The sequence below is a fragment of the Streptomyces argenteolus genome, assembly GCF_042902585.1.
Taxonomy (GTDB): Bacteria; Actinomycetota; Actinomycetes; order Streptomycetales; family Streptomycetaceae; genus Streptomyces; species Streptomyces argenteolus.
On record NZ_JBIBEG010000002.1, the window covers coordinates 794,399 to 809,387 of the forward strand.

The window sequence follows — 14,989 nt, forward strand, 5'->3', positions numbered from 1 at the left end:
CTCCGCGATACTCCCCCCCGCCACCACACCCCCCCCCCCTCCGGGGGCCGCGCGCGGGCCCCCCGGCCCCGGGGGGGGGGGGGGGGGGGCCCGCCCGCCCCCCCCCCCCCCGCCCGGCCACAGCCGGGCCGCCGTGAGCAGCCCCGCCACGGCCACCGCCGTCACCAGCAGGCGTACGTCGGCCACCGCGACGAGTCCCGCCCCACCCGCCAGGGCCACCGCGTTCGGCACCGTCATCAGTGAGTTCGCCGCCGCGGCGGTCCGGCCCAGGACGGCGTCCGGCGCCTCCCTCTGCACCGCCGTCATCGCCGCGATCAGCACACAGGGGAGTCCCGCGCCGATCGCCACGCTCGCCGCCAGGGCCACCGCGTCCCCTCCCAGCGCCCGGGCTCCCACGGCCGCCGCGAACACCGCGATGCCCCCCGCCGCGAAGGACCGCTCGGGCAACCGCCGCAGCAGAGGCCCGGCCAGCAGCCCGACGGCCACGGAACCCGCACCCTGGCAGGCGTACAGCACTCCGGCGTACGCCGGGGGACGGCCCAGCGCGTCGTCCACGACGGCGTACACCGAGGCACCGTTGAGCCCGGCGAGCAGCATCGTCAGCGCCCCCGCGTACACCAGCGGGCGCAGCACCGCCGACGCGCGCAGCAGCCGCAGGCCCGCCGCCGTGCCGCCCCACCCGGCCTTCCGGGCCGCCCGGCGCGCTCCGGCGGGCTCCTCGACCCGCAGCCGCGCGAAGACCAGGGCGGCCAGGGCGAAGGTCACCGCGTCCAGCACGACCACCGGGACCGCCCCGTAGCGGGCGAACAGTCCCGCGCCCACGAGCGGCGCGAGCAGTTTCATGCCCTCGTTCGCGGTCGTGCGCAGCCCGTTGAAGTCGCCCAGCAGCCGTGCGTCGACGGCCCGCGCCACCAGGGCGGCCTCCGCCGCGTCCAGGAGAACGCCACTCGTGCCGTACACGCACAGGACGGCGAAGAGCGCACCGATCCGGTGCTCCGGGCCGACGAGGAGCAGCGAGGTCATCAGGCCCGCCATGACCAGGTTCACCGTGATCAGCAGGCGCCTGCGGGGGACGAGATCGGCCACCGCGCCGAGTGCCGGGCCCGCGAGCGCCGGCGCCCACATCGCGCACACCGTCAGGGCGGCCAGGCTGTCCGAACCGGTCGCCGACTTGACCCAGATGCCGGCGGTCAGCCACATCGCGGACGTACCGAAGCCGGACACGAGCAACCCCGTGAGGCACAGCCGGGCCGTGCGGTCCCGTACCACCGTGCCTGCCGCCATCCCGCGCCCCCCGCACCCGCCGTGACCGCGTCCCCCGGTCGGGGGCGCCCGTCAGGCCATGCTGCTGACTGAGGCGGGACGTCGGCATCGGGCGGATGCCCTAGGACCGGCGTCACGGGCGCCCGGGGAGGGCTGCCGGTCCGCGCCGCGGACCGGCAGCCGGCGAGGCGTCAGCTCGACTCGCGCCACCGGTTCGTGATCGGCAGCCGGCGGTCCTTGCCGAAGCCCTTCGGCGAGATCTTGGTGCCCGGCGGGTACTGCCGCCGCTTGTACTCCGCCGTGTCGACCATCCGCAGCGTCTTCGTCACCAGCGCGTCGTCGAAGCCCGCCGCCACGATGGCGTCCCGTCCCTGGTCCCGGTCGACGTACATCTCCAGGATGCGGTCCAGCACGTCGTAGTCCGGCAGCGAGTCCGTGTCCACCTGGCCGGGGCGCAGTTCCGCGCTCGGCGGCTTGCTGATGGACGCCTCCGGGATCGGCGGGGTCTGCCCGCGCTCCTCGGCGGCACGGTTGCGCCACTTCGCGAGGCGGAAGACCGACGTCTTGTACACGTCCTTGATCGGCCCGTACGCGCCGACGGAGTCCCCGTAGAGCGTCGAATAGCCCACCGCCAGCTCGGACTTGTTGCCCGGTGCGAGCACGATCTGGCCCTCCTGGTTGGAGAGCGCCATCAGCATCGTGCCGCGCAGCCGCGACTGGAGGTTCTCCTCGGCCAGTCCGGAGAGCCCCAGCGACCCCATGTACGCGTCGAACATCGGCTCGATGGGTACGGTGCGGAAGTTCAGGCCCGTGCGCCGGGCCAGCTCGGCCGCGTCACCCTTGGAGTGGTCCGAGGAGTACTTCGACGGCATCGAGACGCCGTACACGTGCCGGGCCCCCAGCGCGTCGCAGGCGATCGCCGCTACGAGCGCCGAGTCGATGCCGCCGGAGAGCCCGATCAGGACACTGCTGAAACCGTTCTTCGCGGCGTACGCGCGCAGGCCCACGACCAGCGCCGAATACAGCTCCTCGTCGTCGTCGAGCCGCTCGGCGTAGCCACCGGTCAGCTCCGGTTCGTAGGCGGGGAGCGGGTCCTCGCTCAGGACCACGTGGTCGATCCGCAGCCCGTCGTTGACGACCCCCGACGGGGCCTCGGCCGCGGCGGCCGGGAGATCCAGGTCGAGGATCACGCTGCCCTCGGAGAACTGCGGGGCACGGGCGACGACTTCACCGTCCTTGTCGACGACGATCGAGTCGCCGTCGAAGACCAGTTCGTCCTGGCCGCCGATCATCGCGAGGTAGGCGGTGGTGCAGCCGGCCTCCTGGGCGCGCTTGCGGACCAGCTCCAGCCGGGTGTCGTCCTTGTCCCGCTCGTACGGGGAGGCGTTGATCGACAGCAGCAGTCCGGCGCCCGCGGCGCGCGCGGCCGGGACACGGCCGCCGTCCTGCCAGAGGTCCTCGCAGATCGCGAGTGCCACGTCGATGCCGTGCACCCGCACGACGGGCATCGAGTCGCCGGGCACGAAGTACCGGAACTCGTCGAACACGCCGTAGTTGGGGAGGTGGTGCTTGGCGAAGTTCAGCGCCACCTCCCCGCGGTGGAGCACCGCGGCGGCGTTGCGCGGGGACCCGGCGGGCTGTCCGTAGCGCGCCGCCGGGTGCTCGGAGCGGTCGAGATAGCCGACGACGACGGGCAGTTCCCCGAACCCCTCGTCGGCCAGGCGGCGGGCGAGCGCGCGCAGCGCCTGCCGCGAGGCCTCGACGAACGAGGAGCGCAGGGCCAGGTCCTCGACGGGATAGCCGGTCAGCACCATCTCGGGGAACGCCACCAGGTGGGCGCCCTGCTCGGCGGCGTGCCGGGTCCAGTGGACGATCGACTCGGAGTTTCCGGCCAGGTCGCCGACGGTCGCGTCGATCTGATTCAGTGCGAGACGTAGTTGAGGCACGCGCCCAGTGTAATCGTCTGACTGACGCGATGTCCGGCCGTGCGGCTCACCCGCCCGGCCGGAACTGCGCACGGGGGTCTCAGCGCAGGTAGCCGAGGACCGTCATCATGCCCGACTCCGAGTGGTAGACGTTGTGGCAGTGCAGCATCCACAGACCGGGATTGTCCGCGTCCAGGTCCACCGTCAGTGACCGTCCGGGAAGGACCGGGGCGGTGTCCTTCCGGGCGCCCGCCCCCGCACCCGCCCCCGTGCCGCCCAGGGCGAACGTGTGGCCGTGCAGATGGATCGGATGCCACATCGGGGTGCGGTTGGTGAAGACCAGCCGCACCCGCTCCCCGGCCCTGACGGGCTGTCGCACCGCCGGGTCGTACCGCTTGCCGTCGAAGCCCCAGTCGTAAGCCTCCATGGAGCCCGTGAGCGTGAGCCGCACGGTCCGGTCGGGCTCGCGGTCCGCGAGGGCCACCGACTCGTCCGGGACGAGACGGGCGGCGTCGAGCACCTCGCCGTCCAGCTCCCCGGGCCGTACCCCGGCCGGAGGCAGGTCGCCCGAAGCCGTCCGCAGCACGGCCAGCGCCGACGCCCCCTTGCCCTCGGCGAGCGCGGTCAGCGGGAACACCCCGTCCCCCGCCGTCACCAGCACGTCGTAGCGCTCGCCCATGCCCAGCAGCAGCGCGTCGGTCTCGGTGTGCCGCACCGGGAAGCCGTCCGTGTGCGTCACGGTCATCCGGTGGCCCCCGAGCGCCAGCCGGAACGCGGTGTCCCCTCCGGCGTTGACGACGCGCAGCCGGATGCGGTCGCCGGGGCGGGCCTCGAAGACCGAAGGGGACTGCGCCCTGCGCCCGTTGACCAGGTAGTGCGGATAGGCGACGTCGCCGGCGTGGCCGCCGAGCAGGTCGCTGCGCGCGTCCTTCAGCAGCCGGGAGGGCCCGTCCGCCTTCGTGGCCGCCGTACCGTGCCCGCCCCCGTCGTGGCCGGTGGCCCGGCCCCCGGTGAGTTCGGCGAGCACCGCGTCGGGGGTGGAGCCGTCCACCCCGTCGAGCCAGTCGTCGAGGACGACCACCCACTCCTTGTCGTACGCGAGCGGTTCCTTCGGGTCGTCGACGATCAGCGGCGCGTAGAGCCCCCGGTCGAGCTGGACCCCCGAGTGCGGGTGGATCCAGTAGGTCCCCGGGCGGGTCACCGCGAAGCGGTAGGTGAACGCCGCGCCCGGCTCGATCGCCCGCTGGGTCAGGCCCGGCACGCCGTCCATGTCGTTGCGCAGGGAGAGGCCGTGCCAGTGCACCGAGGTGGTCTGCGGCAGGTGGTTGGCGAGGGCGAGTTCCAGGGTGTCACCCGCGGTGACCCGGATCGCCTCACCGGGCAGGCGGTCGCCGTAGGTCCAGGTGGGGACGGTGAGGCCGTCGCCCAGGTCCATGCGGGACGGGGTGGCGGTGAGCGCGACCTTCCGCAGCGGACCGGCGCCCCGCCGGGTCTCCGCGTCCACCACCTCCGGGCCGTCGGGCGTGACGTACGGGTCGGCGGCTCGCGGGGCGGAGAGGGCGGGGCGGGGCGCTGCGAGCGCCGGTGAGGCGACGGCCGCTGTTCCCGCCAGGGCGATACCGGCGCCGAGCACGGTGCGACGAGAGGGCATTTCAGACATATGGCGCACCGTACCCCGGTCGGGTATAAGGGGCGGCCGTGACACCCGGGCGAGCGATGGACGCGGCGGGCGGCCGAGACGCCGGGCGTCGGGGGAAGCCGCGACGTGTTGGGTGCGAGGTGCGAGGTGCGAGGTGCGAGGTGCGAGGTGCGCGGTGCGAGGCGAGGCCGGGGCGCGAGCGGTTCGTGGTGCGGGGCGGGGCTCGGGGCGCACGACGGCCCGGCGGCCTCGTGGGTGCGAGAACGCCGGGCCGGGGAGGCCGCACGGGCCGGTGTGGTGCGGACCGGGGATCCCGGACGCGGGCCGGGAGCCGCATCGACGCTGACCAGGGCGCCAGGGAACCCGGACGTACCGGGCCCACGCCGGGCGCACCGGGGTGCGGTGCCTGCCCGTTCCGGGGGAGGAGGGGCGCGGGAAGGTCAGGTGCGCGAGTAGACCCGCTCCGCCCAGCCGGCGACCTGCTCGTCCGACAGGTGCAGTGCGAGGTCGGCCTCGCTGATCATGCCGATCAGCTTCTTGTTCTCGATGACAGGGAGGCGGCGGATGCGATGGCTCTGCATCTCGTCCAGCACCGCGTTCACGTCGGCCGTCGACTCGATCCAGCGCGGCGTGCCGTCACAGAGCTCGCCCGCCGTCACGGCCGACGGATCGTGCCCCGCCGCCACGCACTTGATCACGATGTCGCGGTCGGTGATGATCCCGACCATCCGGTCCTGCTCGCCCTCGGCGGAGACGGGCAGCGCCCCCACCTTGTGGTCCCGCATCATCTGGGCGGCGCGGTCGAGCGTCTCGTGGGCGGGGATCCAGTGGGCCCCGCTGTGCATGATGTCCTTGGCCGTGGTCATGAGGTTGCCTCCTGCGTGCCTGTGGGCACTGGTGTACGACCCCGAGCACCTCCATCGTCCCGCTCCTGCCCGGCGCACGCGAATGCTGTCACCCGTACGGGCGTACGCCGGGCTCCCGGTCCTCAGGGGCGCGGAGCGGCACCACGGGCGGCGAGCATGTCGGCCATCAGGTCCAGCTCGGACTGCTGCGCCTCGACCATGCCCGTCGCGAGCCGCTTCTCGGCGGGCACGGTGCAGCGCGTGGCGCAGCCCCGGGCCATCGCGACCCCGCCCTCGTGGTGGTCCGTCATCAGCTGGAGGAAGAGGATCTCGGCCTGCTTCCCCCGCGCATCACGCAGTCGGTCGAGCTCGGCCCTGGTCGCCATGCCGGGCATGAGCGCCCCGCCGTGGTCCATGCCCGCCATGCCCTTCGTCCCGTGCATGTCGTGCCCGCTGTGCCCGTCCGCCGGCATCCACGCCATCGGGCCCTGCCCGTCGGGCGCCGTCTTCGGCAGCTCCCACAGGTCCAGCCAGCCGAGCAGCATGCCACGCTGGTTGGCCTGGGTGTTGGCGATGTCGTACGCGAGCCTCCGTACGTCCTCGTCCTTCGTCACGTCCCGCACGACGAAGGACATCTCCACCGCCTGCTGGTGGTGGACGGCCATGTCCCGGGCGAATCCCGCGTCCGCCGATTCGGCGGAGGGCGTACGGGGACCCGGTGCGGCCCCGTCGCCCCGCGCGGAGGCGACGGTGGCCGCACCCGCGAACAGCAGGGCGAGCGCCACGGCGGAGCCCGCCACCCACCGCGTGCGCCGGCTGAGCGCCGCGCTCACCCGTCGACCCCGCCGGTGCAGGGCGCGCCGGGCTCGGGCGTCTGCGCGCCCTGGACGTACTTGGCGAAGAACCTGGCCACCCGGGGGTCGTCCGCGCTGTCGACCGTGACCTGCTTGCCCCAGGCGCTGAGCATGATGGCCCCTTCCTGCCCCTCGTACAGGGACATCAGCGAGTACGGGGTGCTCTTCACGCGTTCGACCAGCGCGGCGACGTCCGTGGGGGAGGCCTTCGCGTTGTGGGTCACCCAGACCGCGCCGTGCTCCAGGGCGTGCACGGCATTGACGTTCGGGACGGCCTTTTCGTATACGACGCCGTCGCAGTTCAGCCACGCCGGATTGTGGTCGCCGCCGACGGGCGGCTCCATGGGGTACGTCACCTCGGTCGTGACGTGGTTGCGGGCCAGCTTCTTCGGGTCCCAGGACTTCTCGCCCTCGATGGGCTCGGCCGCGAGCTTCTTCTTCTCCTGCTCGGTCTGCTTGGAGTCCTGGGCCTGGCTCGCCTCCTCCTTCTCCTTCGCCTCGGACTTCTCCAGGAGCACGTACGAGCCGAAGCCCAGCAGCCCGGCCACCACGGCGGCGCTCACGCCTATGGCGACGACCTTGTTGCGGCGGTCGCGTGCGCGGTCGGCGTTGCGCATCTGCTCTATGCGGGTCCTGCGGTCGAAGCTCATGAGGTCGGGTCCTTCTGCCAAGGGGTCGGGAGGGACGGGAGCGGGACGCGGAAAACCTGGGTGCGCGGGGCCGCGGGGGAGCCACTGCGGCCCTTGCGCACCATGGGCGCCGATCGTAGTGGGTGGCCGCGTGCTCTCTCTCACACCGTGTGCGTAATCTGGGTGAAATCCCGGGTCGTGATACTGAGGTGTCCCCCCTACCCCGGGCGGTGGTGCACGGACCGTCTGAACTGCAAGGATGTGGCTATGGACAAGCAGCAGGAATTCGTCCTCAGGACGCTTGAGGAGCGCGACATCCGCTTCGTACGGCTGTGGTTCACCGATGTTCTCGGTTACCTCAAGTCCGTCGCCGTGGCCCCGGCCGAGCTCGAACAGGCCTTTGACGAGGGCATCGGCTTCGACGGGTCCGCGATCGAGGGCTTCGCTCGTGTATACGAATCGGACATGATCGCCAAGCCGGACCCCGGCACCTTCCAGATCCTCCCCTGGCGTGCGGAGGCACCGGGCACGGCCCGGATGTTCTGCGACATCCTGATGCCGGACGGTTCCCCCTCCTTCGCGGACCCGCGCTTCGTGCTCAAGCGCATCCTCGCCAAGACCTCCGACCTGGGCTTCACCTTCTACACCCACCCGGAGATCGAGTTCTTCCTGCTGAAGAACAAGCCGGTCGACGGCAGCCGCCCGACCCCGGCCGACAGCTCCGGCTACTTCGACCACACCCCGCAGAACGTCGGCATGGACTTCCGCCGCCAGGCGATCACCATGCTCGAATCGATGGGCATCTCGGTCGAGTTCAGCCACCACGAGGGCGCCCCCGGCCAGCAGGAGATCGACCTCCGCTACGCGGACGCGCTCTCCACCGCCGACAACATCATGACGTTCCGCCTGGTCATGAAGCAGGTCGCGCTGGAGCAGGGCGTGCAGGCCACCTTCATGCCGAAGCCGTTCTCGGAGTACCCGGGCTCGGGCATGCACACCCACCTCTCCCTCTTCGAGGGCGACCGCAACGCCTTCTACGAGTCGGGCGCCGAGTACCAGCTGTCGAAGGTGGGCCGGTCCTTCATCGCGGGCCTGCTCAAGCACGCCGCGGAGATCTCCGCCGTGACGAACCAGTGGGTCAACTCCTACAAGCGCATCTGGGGCGGCTCCAGCCGCTCCGCCGGCGCCGGCGGCGAGGCCCCCTCGTACATCTGCTGGGGCCACAACAACCGCTCCGCGCTGATCCGGGTCCCGATGTACAAGCCCGGCAAGACGGGCTCGGCGCGCGTCGAGGTCCGCTCCATCGACTCCGGAGCCAACCCCTACCTCACGTACGCGGTCCTGCTCGCCGCGGGCCTCAAGGGCATCGAGGAGGGCTACGAGCTCCCGGCCGGCGCCGACGACGACGTCTGGGCCCTCTCCGACTCGGAGCGCCGCGCCATGGGCATCGAGCCGCTCCCGCAGAACCTGGGCGAGGCGATCTCGCTGATGGAGAAGAGCGAGCTGGTCGCCGAGACGCTGGGCGAGCACGTCTTCGACTTCTTCCTGCGCAACAAGAAGCAGGAGTGGGAGGAGTACCGCTCCGAGGTCACGGCCTTCGAGCTGAAGAACCTGCTGCCGGTGCTGTAACGGCACCCGCTGTACGCGAGCGGCTTCGGCCCGGTGGTGATCACGCCGCCGGGCCGAGCCGTGTCATCCCGGTGGTGATCACACCGCCGGGCCGAAGCCGTGTCAGCCGTCCGCTGCCGCGGGCGGCGATCCGGCGCCTGATGTCCCCCGCGCGTCCGGTGCCCCGGGGTCGTGCGGCCCGGGGGCCGCTCAGGGGCGGACCAGCGAGGCACGCAGGGTGCCCATGAGCTTCTGGCGGGCCTCCCGGAACGCGCGCCGGGCCTGGGTGCACGCGGCGTCGTCACGCAGGTGCCCGGCAGCCACCGCGTCCCGGTAGAGCACCAGTTGGTGGGCGGCGTCCCTGGCGCATTCGGCTACCTCCGGTGGGGCGAGCAGCTCCAGTTGGTACTGCTTCGCATGCACCCCGTGGGTCAGGAAGGCGGCACGAGCGTGCTGGGCTCGCTCGTCGACGGGCAGGTGCTCCGACCGGCTGGCGTCGCTTATGGTGTCGCGCGCCTCGGTCAGAGCCTCCAGGAACTGGGCGGCCGTCGTGCGCAGGGTCTCCCTGTCCTGCTCATCGGCGTTCCGCCGCCAGTTCACCCGCTCCGTGACGAGGGTGGTGCCCACCCCGATGACCGCTCCCACCACTGTGGCGACCAACGCTGTCCACTCCATGGCTGGGAGCCTACGAGTCGGCCGCACCGGGTCGCCAGGGTTCCACGTCGGTCATCCGGCGGCGTCTGCCCGGCCTCCCGCGTCACTCGCCCCGGGCCGGCTGCTGGGCGTCCGGGGCGGGCAACTTCGCGGTGTGCACGTCCGGTTCGGCGGGACGCCGGGCGCCGATGGCCGGAGCGAGGAAGATCGCCACGACGACGATGGCCAGGACGACGATCATGGCGGAGCGCAGGCCGTAGTGGTCGCCCAGGAAGCCCAGGCCGGGGGGACCGACGAGGAAGGCGATGTAGCCGATCATCGCCACGAGGCTGACGCGGGCCGCGGAGTCGGGGCCGGAGTCGCCGGCCGCCGAGAGTGCCACGGGGAAGCCGAGCGAGGCCCCCAGGCCCCAGAAGAGCACCGCCGCTCCGGCGAGCACGGGGGAGTCGGCGAAGATGACGAGCGTGAGGCCGATGGCCGCCGACACGGCGCTGGCCCGTACGACCGGCGCGCGGCCGAAGCGGTCGATGAAGAAGCCGCCGCAGAAGCGGCCGATCGACATCGCGGCGGCGAAGCCCGCGTAGACGGCCGAGCCCAGGGCGGGGTCCACGCCGTGGCCGTCGACCATGAGCAGCGGCAGCCAGTCGTTGGCGGCGCCCTCGGCCAGCGCCATGGCGAGGATGATGCCGCCGATCAGCAGCAGGCGCCTGTCCTTCCAGACGGCCGGGCGGGCCTGTGCCGTACCGCTCCCGGCCGCGCCGGCGCCCTTCGTCATGCCGACCGCGGAGGGGATGGAGCGGAAGGCGTACACGAACATTCCGGCGGCGACGACGGCCACGGCGGTCAGTTGCCACATCACCGGGAACTCGACGGCGGTGCACAGGATGCCGACGAGGGCTCCCACGACGGTGCCGAGGCTGAAGAAGCCGTGCAGGGTGGGCAGGACCGCCCGTCCGGTGAGCTGCTCGACCTCGGCGCCGTCGATGTTCACGGCCACCTCGCTGCCCCCCATCCCGGCGCCGGACAGGAGCAGCCCGGCGGCGACCGTGGGGGCGGAGGAGAGCAGGGAGCCGCAGCCGATGACGGCCAGTCCGAGGATGACCAGCACCGTGCCCACGCCCATGACCGGCCTCGTGCCGAACCGGGCCACCAGTGCCCCGGAGCTCAGGATGCCGAGCATCGAGCCGACGGAGAGACCGAAGAGGACCAACCCCATCTGCGCGGTGGAGGCGCCCAGTTGATCCCTGATGTCGGGCGTCCGTGTCACCCACGAGGAGATCGACAAGCCGGGTACGAGGAAGAAGAGGAACAGCGCCGTGCGGCGGCGACGGGTGGCCAGGTCCATCAGGTACGTGTCTTTCACGAGAACGCGGAGGGGTGTTCGTCACCCGGATCGTGCATGTACGAACGTACACTCCATGCTCGAACAGAGGAAGCGTGCACGGGTAGTCCCCGTTCCGCCGTCCGGCCCCGGGGAGGCGCGCTCCGGGCGTGCGGGGGTGGGAACGGGGGCAGCCGTATCAGTGGACCGGGGGCGCCACGCCCCGCTGCCGAGCTGAGGAGGGACGGCGCATGACGACGCTGGCCGTGACCGGGCACATCGACCTGACCGAGGAGACCGTGCCGCTCGTGCGGGCCGCGCTGCGCGAGGTGCTGGCGCCGTACAGCGAGGACCTCACGGGGGTCTCGTGCATCGCCGCCGGGGCCGATTCGCTCTTCGCCGAGGAGGTCTCCGCCATCGGCGGCCGGCTCGTCGTGGTCGTCCCGTCCCTCGACTACCGCACCGCGGTGGTGAAGCCCGAGGACGCAGCGGTCTACGACCACCTCAACGAGACCGCCATGGAGGTGGTGACCCTGCCGTTCGAGATCGCCGACCGCACCGCGTACGAGGCCGCCAACGCCGAGCTGCTGAAGCGGGCCGACCGGCTCGTCGCCGTATGGGACGGAACGCCGCCGTCCGGGAACGGCGGCGGGACGGCGGACCTGGTCGAGGAGGCCGGGCGGGCCGGTGTGCCGGTGGACGTCGTCTGGCCGGACGGCGCCGCGCGCCGGGGCTGAGGCCGCACGGCGAGCGCTACGGGCCCGGGACGTACGGCGCCGCGCGGCAGCGCCGGGTGTACGTGCCGGGCCCTTCGGCTGCGGGCCGTTCAGTCGAAGGGTGTGCGTGCCGGGCCCTTCCGCTGCGGGGCTGCTCAGGCGAAAAGTGTGCGCGCCGGGCCCCTCGACCGCGGGGGCCGTTCAGTCGATGGGGGTGCGTGCCGGGCCTTTCGGCTGCGGGGCCGTTCAGTCGAAGCTCCGGCCCATCTCGTCCAGGATCTCGTCGATCACCTCGCCCGGCCCCCGCGCCAGGTCCTCCTCGATCCAGATGCGCATCGCCACCCGCAGTGCCGAGAGGAACGCGGCTGCCAGGACCACGGGCCGCACCGGGCCGTTCCCGGGGCCCTGGCGTACGGCTATGGCCTCCGCCAGGTCCCGTTCCAGCGCGGCGTGGTTGGCCAGTTGGCGGGCCAGGAGCGACGGGTGGCGCAGGGCCAGTCGCGTACGGACGGCCCACTCCCGCTCCGGAGGCGCGGCGAGCTCCGAGAACTCCGCCACCGCCGTCCTGAGCGCGGTCCAGGCCGGCTCGTCCGCAGGGCGGTCCCGGACGCTGCGGACCAGGGAGCCGATCTGCTGCTCCTCGCCGTAGAGGAGGGCGTCCTCCTTGTTGGTGAAGTAGTTGGAGAACGTCCTGCGCGAGATGCCGGCCGCGTCCGCGACGGCCTCGACCGTCACATGGTCGAAGCCGTGCTCCACCGTCAGCCGCAGCGTCGCTTCGTGCACCGCCTGGCGGGTGGCGGCCTTCTTGCGTTCCCGCAGTCCCACAGGGCTCTCCATGGGGCCATTATCTACGCCCTCGGAAACTTGCACACTGAGCAAAATTGCCCAATGTGCATGTATGATGAAGGTTCCCCCGGCTCTCTGCCCGGGCCCTCTTCTTTCGCATCTCCCGGAGGTTGCGCGTGAGCGCAGATACGGCAGCGCCGGTCGGCGTCGAGCCGATGGATCACCGCCATGTGCTGCGGGCGCTGAGCGGGCTGCTCATCGTCCTGTTCGTCGCGATGATCAGCAGCACGGTCGTCTCGGTGGCCCTCCCGCAGATCATCGGCTCGCTCAACGGCACGCAGTCGCAGTACACCTGGGTCGTCACCGCCACGCTGCTGGCCTCCACGGCCTCCACGCCCATCTGGGGCAAGCTCGCCGACCTGTTCAGCAAGAAGCTGCTCCTGCAGATAGCCATCGGCCTCTTCGTCATCTCGTCGATCGCCTGCGGATTCGCCCGGTCCACCGAGCAGTTGATCGCCTTCCGCGTCATCCAGGGCCTCGGCATGGGCGCGCTCCAGGTGCTCGTCCAGGTGATCATCGCCGCGATGATCAGCCCCAAGCAGCGGGGCCGCTACAACGGTTACCTCGGCGGGGTCATGGCGGTCGCCACCGTCGGCGGACCGCTGCTCGGCGGCTTCATCACCGACACCTCGTGGCTCGGCTGGCGCTGGTGCTTCTTCATCGCCGTACCGATCACCCTCATCGCCTTCGTGCTCCTCACCCGCACCCTGCACCTCCCCGAGGTCCGGCGTGAGGGCGTGAAGGTGGACTACCTGGGAGCCACCCTCATCGCGGCCGGCGTCAGTCTCCTGCTGCTCTGGGTCACCTTCGTCGACAACGACTTCGCCTGGCTGTCCTGGCAGACGCTCGCCATGGTCGGCGGCAGCGTCGTGATCCTCGGCGCGGCCGTCGTGGTCGAGGCGCGCGTCAAGGAGCCCGTCGTCCCCCTCCACGTCGTACGCCGCAGGGACCCCGCCCTCGCCATCGTCGCGAGCCTCGCGGTGGGCATGGCGATGTTCGGCGGCGCCGTGTTCCTCGGGCAGTACTTCCAGATCGGCCGGGGCAACTCGCCCACCGAGGCCGGGCTGCTCACCATCCCCCTGATGCTGGGCGTGCTCGTCTCGTCCACCGTCGCGGGGCGGCTCGTCTCCAGGACGGGCAAGGTCAAGCCCTACATCATCACGGGCGTCGTCGTGCTGACCCTCGGCTTCCTCGGCCTCTCCACGATCGACCACGAGACCTCGCTGGTCATCGTGTCGGCCGGGATGCTCGCGGTCGGCGTCGGCGTCGGCATGTCGATGCAGAACCTGGTCCTGGTCCTGCAGAACACCGTGCCGCTCAGCGAACTCGGCGCGGCCAGCGGGGCGATCACCTTCTTCCGGTCCCTCGGCGGCACGATCGGTGTCTCCGTGCTGGGCGCGGTACTCGCCAACCAGGTCGGCGTGAAGATCGCCGAGGGCCTGGCGGAACTGGGCATCGACCCCGCGGCCTCCGCGTCGGGCGGCTCCACGCTCAACGTGGCCGCCATGCCGCCGCAGATCCAGGAGGTCGTACGGGCCGCCTACGGTGACGCGACCGGCCACATCTTCCTGATCTCGGCGGGCATCGCGCTCGTCGGCGTGGTCGCGTCCCTCTTCCTGACCCCGACGAAGCTGCGCGACAGCGTGGACCTGTAGACGCACCGCCCGCGTGCCCCGCACCGGCTGCCGAGAGCAACTGGTGCGGGGCACCGCCGTGTCCGGCACCGGTCGGGTAAGGTGACCTCTCCCGAGACCGGGACCGACACCAGGAGGTGAGACCCATTACCGCTTCAGCAGGCTGGGCGCTCACCCCTCGCCGTCGCGTGGCCGACCCGGCCTGAGCGATTCGCGGAGCGCCCTCGGTTCACCCGAAAGGCTCCGCACCATGCAGGAATTCGCCCCACCGCTCACCTTCGCCTCTCTCGTCGCCGTGCTCCGCGCCGCCGGCTGCGTCTTCGCGGAGGACGAGGCGGAACTCCTCCTCTCCACGGCGGACGATCCCGCCGAACTCGCCGCCATGGCCGAGCGCCGCGCCGCCGGCCATCCCCTGGAACACGTCCTCGGCTGGGCCGAGTTCTGCGGTCTGCGGATCGCCGTGGACCCCGGGGTCTTCGTGCCCCGCCGGCGCACCGAGTTCCTCGTCCGGCAGGCCGCGGAGCTCGCCCCCGACGCGGCGGTCGTGGTCGACCTCTGCTGCGGCTCCGGGGCGCTGGGTACGGCGCTGGCGTCCTCGCTGCGGGACGTCGAACTGCACGCCACCGACGTGGAACCCGCCGCGGTCCGCTGCGCCCGGCGCAACGTGGGCGGACGCGGAACGGTCTACGAGGGCGACCTCTTCGCGCCGCTGCCCGCCTCCCTGCGCGGACGCGTGGACGTCCTGCTCGCCAACGTGCCGTACGTACCGACCGAGGACGTCGGGCTGCTGCCCGCCGAGGCCCGGGTGCACGAGCCGCGCGTCGCGCTCGACGGAGGGGGCGACGGTCTCGACGTCATGCGGCGCGTGGTCGCCGAGGCCACCGCCTGGCTGGCCCCGGGCGGCAGCCTGCTGGTCGAGACGAGCGAACGGCAGGCGGCGCGCGCCGAGGAGACGGTGGGCGGCAGCGGGCTGATCCCGCGGGTGGTCGTCTCCGACGAGCTGTACGCCACCGTCGTGATCGGGACCCGGGTGCGGTAGCGGGGCAGGCCCCCGT

13 protein-coding genes are annotated in these 14,989 nt (G+C 72.2%); 4 read left to right on the top strand and 9 right to left on the bottom strand.

Annotated elements, in window-relative coordinates:
• The 6 genes from ACFY8O_RS10170 to ACFY8O_RS10195 form a co-directional block, all read right to left on the bottom strand.
• A partial coding sequence (locus ACFY8O_RS10170; RefSeq protein ID WP_387900479.1) for an MFS transporter occupies positions 1 to 1,284 on the bottom strand: 1,284 nt, incomplete at its 3' end.
• A gap of 170 nt (positions 1,285 to 1,454) precedes the next feature.
• Positions 1,455 to 3,209: an NAD+ synthase gene (locus ACFY8O_RS10175; protein ID WP_387900481.1), complete on the bottom strand. Its 1,755-nt coding sequence runs from the start codon at positions 3,207 to 3,209 to the stop codon at positions 1,455 to 1,457.
• Positions 3,210 to 3,288: 79 nt separating this feature from the next.
• Entirely contained in the window at positions 3,289 to 4,848 is a 1,560-nt protein-coding gene (locus tag ACFY8O_RS10180) for a multicopper oxidase family protein (RefSeq protein WP_387900483.1), read from the bottom strand.
• Between the two features lie 419 nt (positions 4,849 to 5,267).
• Positions 5,268 to 5,693 carry a CBS domain-containing protein gene (locus ACFY8O_RS10185; protein ID WP_145801885.1) on the bottom strand — a complete coding sequence of 142 codons (426 nt, stop codon included), beginning with the start codon at positions 5,691 to 5,693 and terminating at the stop codon, positions 5,268 to 5,270.
• 122 nt (positions 5,694 to 5,815) lie between these two features.
• Positions 5,816 to 6,505 carry a DUF305 domain-containing protein gene (locus ACFY8O_RS10190; protein ID WP_387900485.1) on the bottom strand — a complete coding sequence of 230 codons (690 nt, stop codon included), beginning with the start codon at positions 6,503 to 6,505 and terminating at the stop codon, positions 5,816 to 5,818.
• Complete coding sequence (locus tag ACFY8O_RS10195; protein WP_387900487.1) at positions 6,502 to 7,176, bottom strand: DUF3105 domain-containing protein; 675 nt, start codon at positions 7,174 to 7,176, stop codon at positions 6,502 to 6,504. Before ACFY8O_RS10195 ends, ACFY8O_RS10190 begins: the two co-directional genes overlap by 4 nt.
• A 246-nt stretch (positions 7,177 to 7,422) precedes the next feature.
• Between ACFY8O_RS10195 and glnA the strand changes: the two genes are divergently transcribed.
• The gene (gene glnA / locus ACFY8O_RS10200; protein ID WP_014156604.1) at positions 7,423 to 8,784 is read left to right on the top strand and encodes a type I glutamate--ammonia ligase; all 1,362 of its coding nucleotides are present in this window, start codon (positions 7,423 to 7,425) and stop codon (positions 8,782 to 8,784) included.
• A 189-nt stretch (positions 8,785 to 8,973) separates the two neighbouring features.
• Here the strand turns inward: glnA and ACFY8O_RS10205 are convergent, their stop codons facing one another.
• Both ACFY8O_RS10205 and ACFY8O_RS10210 read right to left on the bottom strand, forming a co-directional pair.
• A complete protein-coding gene (locus ACFY8O_RS10205; RefSeq protein WP_387900489.1) occupies positions 8,974 to 9,438 on the bottom strand; it encodes a hypothetical protein in 465 nt (154 codons plus the stop codon).
• Between the two features lie 82 nt (positions 9,439 to 9,520).
• The gene (locus ACFY8O_RS10210; RefSeq protein WP_387900490.1) at positions 9,521 to 10,762 is read right to left on the bottom strand and encodes an MFS transporter; all 1,242 of its coding nucleotides are present in this window, start codon (positions 10,760 to 10,762) and stop codon (positions 9,521 to 9,523) included.
• Between the two features lie 227 nt (positions 10,763 to 10,989).
• Between ACFY8O_RS10210 and ACFY8O_RS10215 the strand changes: the two genes are divergently transcribed.
• On the top strand, positions 10,990 to 11,475 hold the full coding sequence (locus ACFY8O_RS10215; RefSeq protein ID WP_145801901.1) for a hypothetical protein: 486 nt from the start codon (positions 10,990 to 10,992) through the stop codon (positions 11,473 to 11,475).
• A 225-nt stretch (positions 11,476 to 11,700) separates the two neighbouring features.
• Here the strand turns inward: ACFY8O_RS10215 and ACFY8O_RS10220 are convergent, their stop codons facing one another.
• Entirely contained in the window at positions 11,701 to 12,291 is a 591-nt protein-coding gene (locus ACFY8O_RS10220) for an acyl-CoA-like ligand-binding transcription factor (protein ID WP_387900491.1), read from the bottom strand.
• A gap of 164 nt (positions 12,292 to 12,455) precedes the next feature.
• On the opposite strand from ACFY8O_RS10220, the gene ACFY8O_RS10225 reads away from it, so the two are divergent.
• Both ACFY8O_RS10225 and ACFY8O_RS10230 read left to right on the top strand, forming a co-directional pair.
• Positions 12,456 to 13,955, top strand: coding sequence for an MDR family MFS transporter (locus tag ACFY8O_RS10225; protein ID WP_387901086.1), 1,500 nt, complete (start codon positions 12,456 to 12,458; stop codon positions 13,953 to 13,955).
• A 229-nt stretch (positions 13,956 to 14,184) separates the two neighbouring features.
• A complete protein-coding gene (locus ACFY8O_RS10230) occupies positions 14,185 to 14,973 on the top strand; it encodes a putative protein N(5)-glutamine methyltransferase (RefSeq protein ID WP_387900492.1) in 789 nt (262 codons plus the stop codon).
• Positions 14,974 to 14,989 lie beyond the last annotated feature (16 nt).

Bases quoted from the DNA above. Each gene is read 5' to 3' on its own strand.
- ACFY8O_RS10180 (WP_387900483.1), bottom strand. From the start codon at position 4,848: ATGTCTGAAATGCCCTCTCGTCGCACCGTGCTCGGCGCCGGTATCGCC.
- ACFY8O_RS10185 (WP_145801885.1), bottom strand. From the start codon at position 5,693: ATGACCACGGCCAAGGACATCATGCACAGCGGGGCCCACTGGATCCCC.
- ACFY8O_RS10195 (WP_387900487.1), bottom strand. From the start codon at position 7,176: ATGAGCTTCGACCGCAGGACCCGCATAGAGCAGATGCGCAACGCCGAC.
- glnA (WP_014156604.1), top strand. From the start codon at position 7,423: ATGGACAAGCAGCAGGAATTCGTCCTCAGGACGCTTGAGGAGCGCGAC.
- ACFY8O_RS10205 (WP_387900489.1), bottom strand. From the start codon at position 9,438: ATGGAGTGGACAGCGTTGGTCGCCACAGTGGTGGGAGCGGTCATCGGG.
- ACFY8O_RS10210 (WP_387900490.1), bottom strand. From the start codon at position 10,762: ATGGACCTGGCCACCCGTCGCCGCCGCACGGCGCTGTTCCTCTTCTTC.
- ACFY8O_RS10215 (WP_145801901.1), top strand. From the start codon at position 10,990: ATGACGACGCTGGCCGTGACCGGGCACATCGACCTGACCGAGGAGACC.
- ACFY8O_RS10220 (WP_387900491.1), bottom strand. From the start codon at position 12,291: ATGGAGAGCCCTGTGGGACTGCGGGAACGCAAGAAGGCCGCCACCCGC.
- ACFY8O_RS10225 (WP_387901086.1), top strand. From the start codon at position 12,456: ATGGATCACCGCCATGTGCTGCGGGCGCTGAGCGGGCTGCTCATCGTC.
- ACFY8O_RS10230 (WP_387900492.1), top strand. From the start codon at position 14,185: ATGCAGGAATTCGCCCCACCGCTCACCTTCGCCTCTCTCGTCGCCGTG.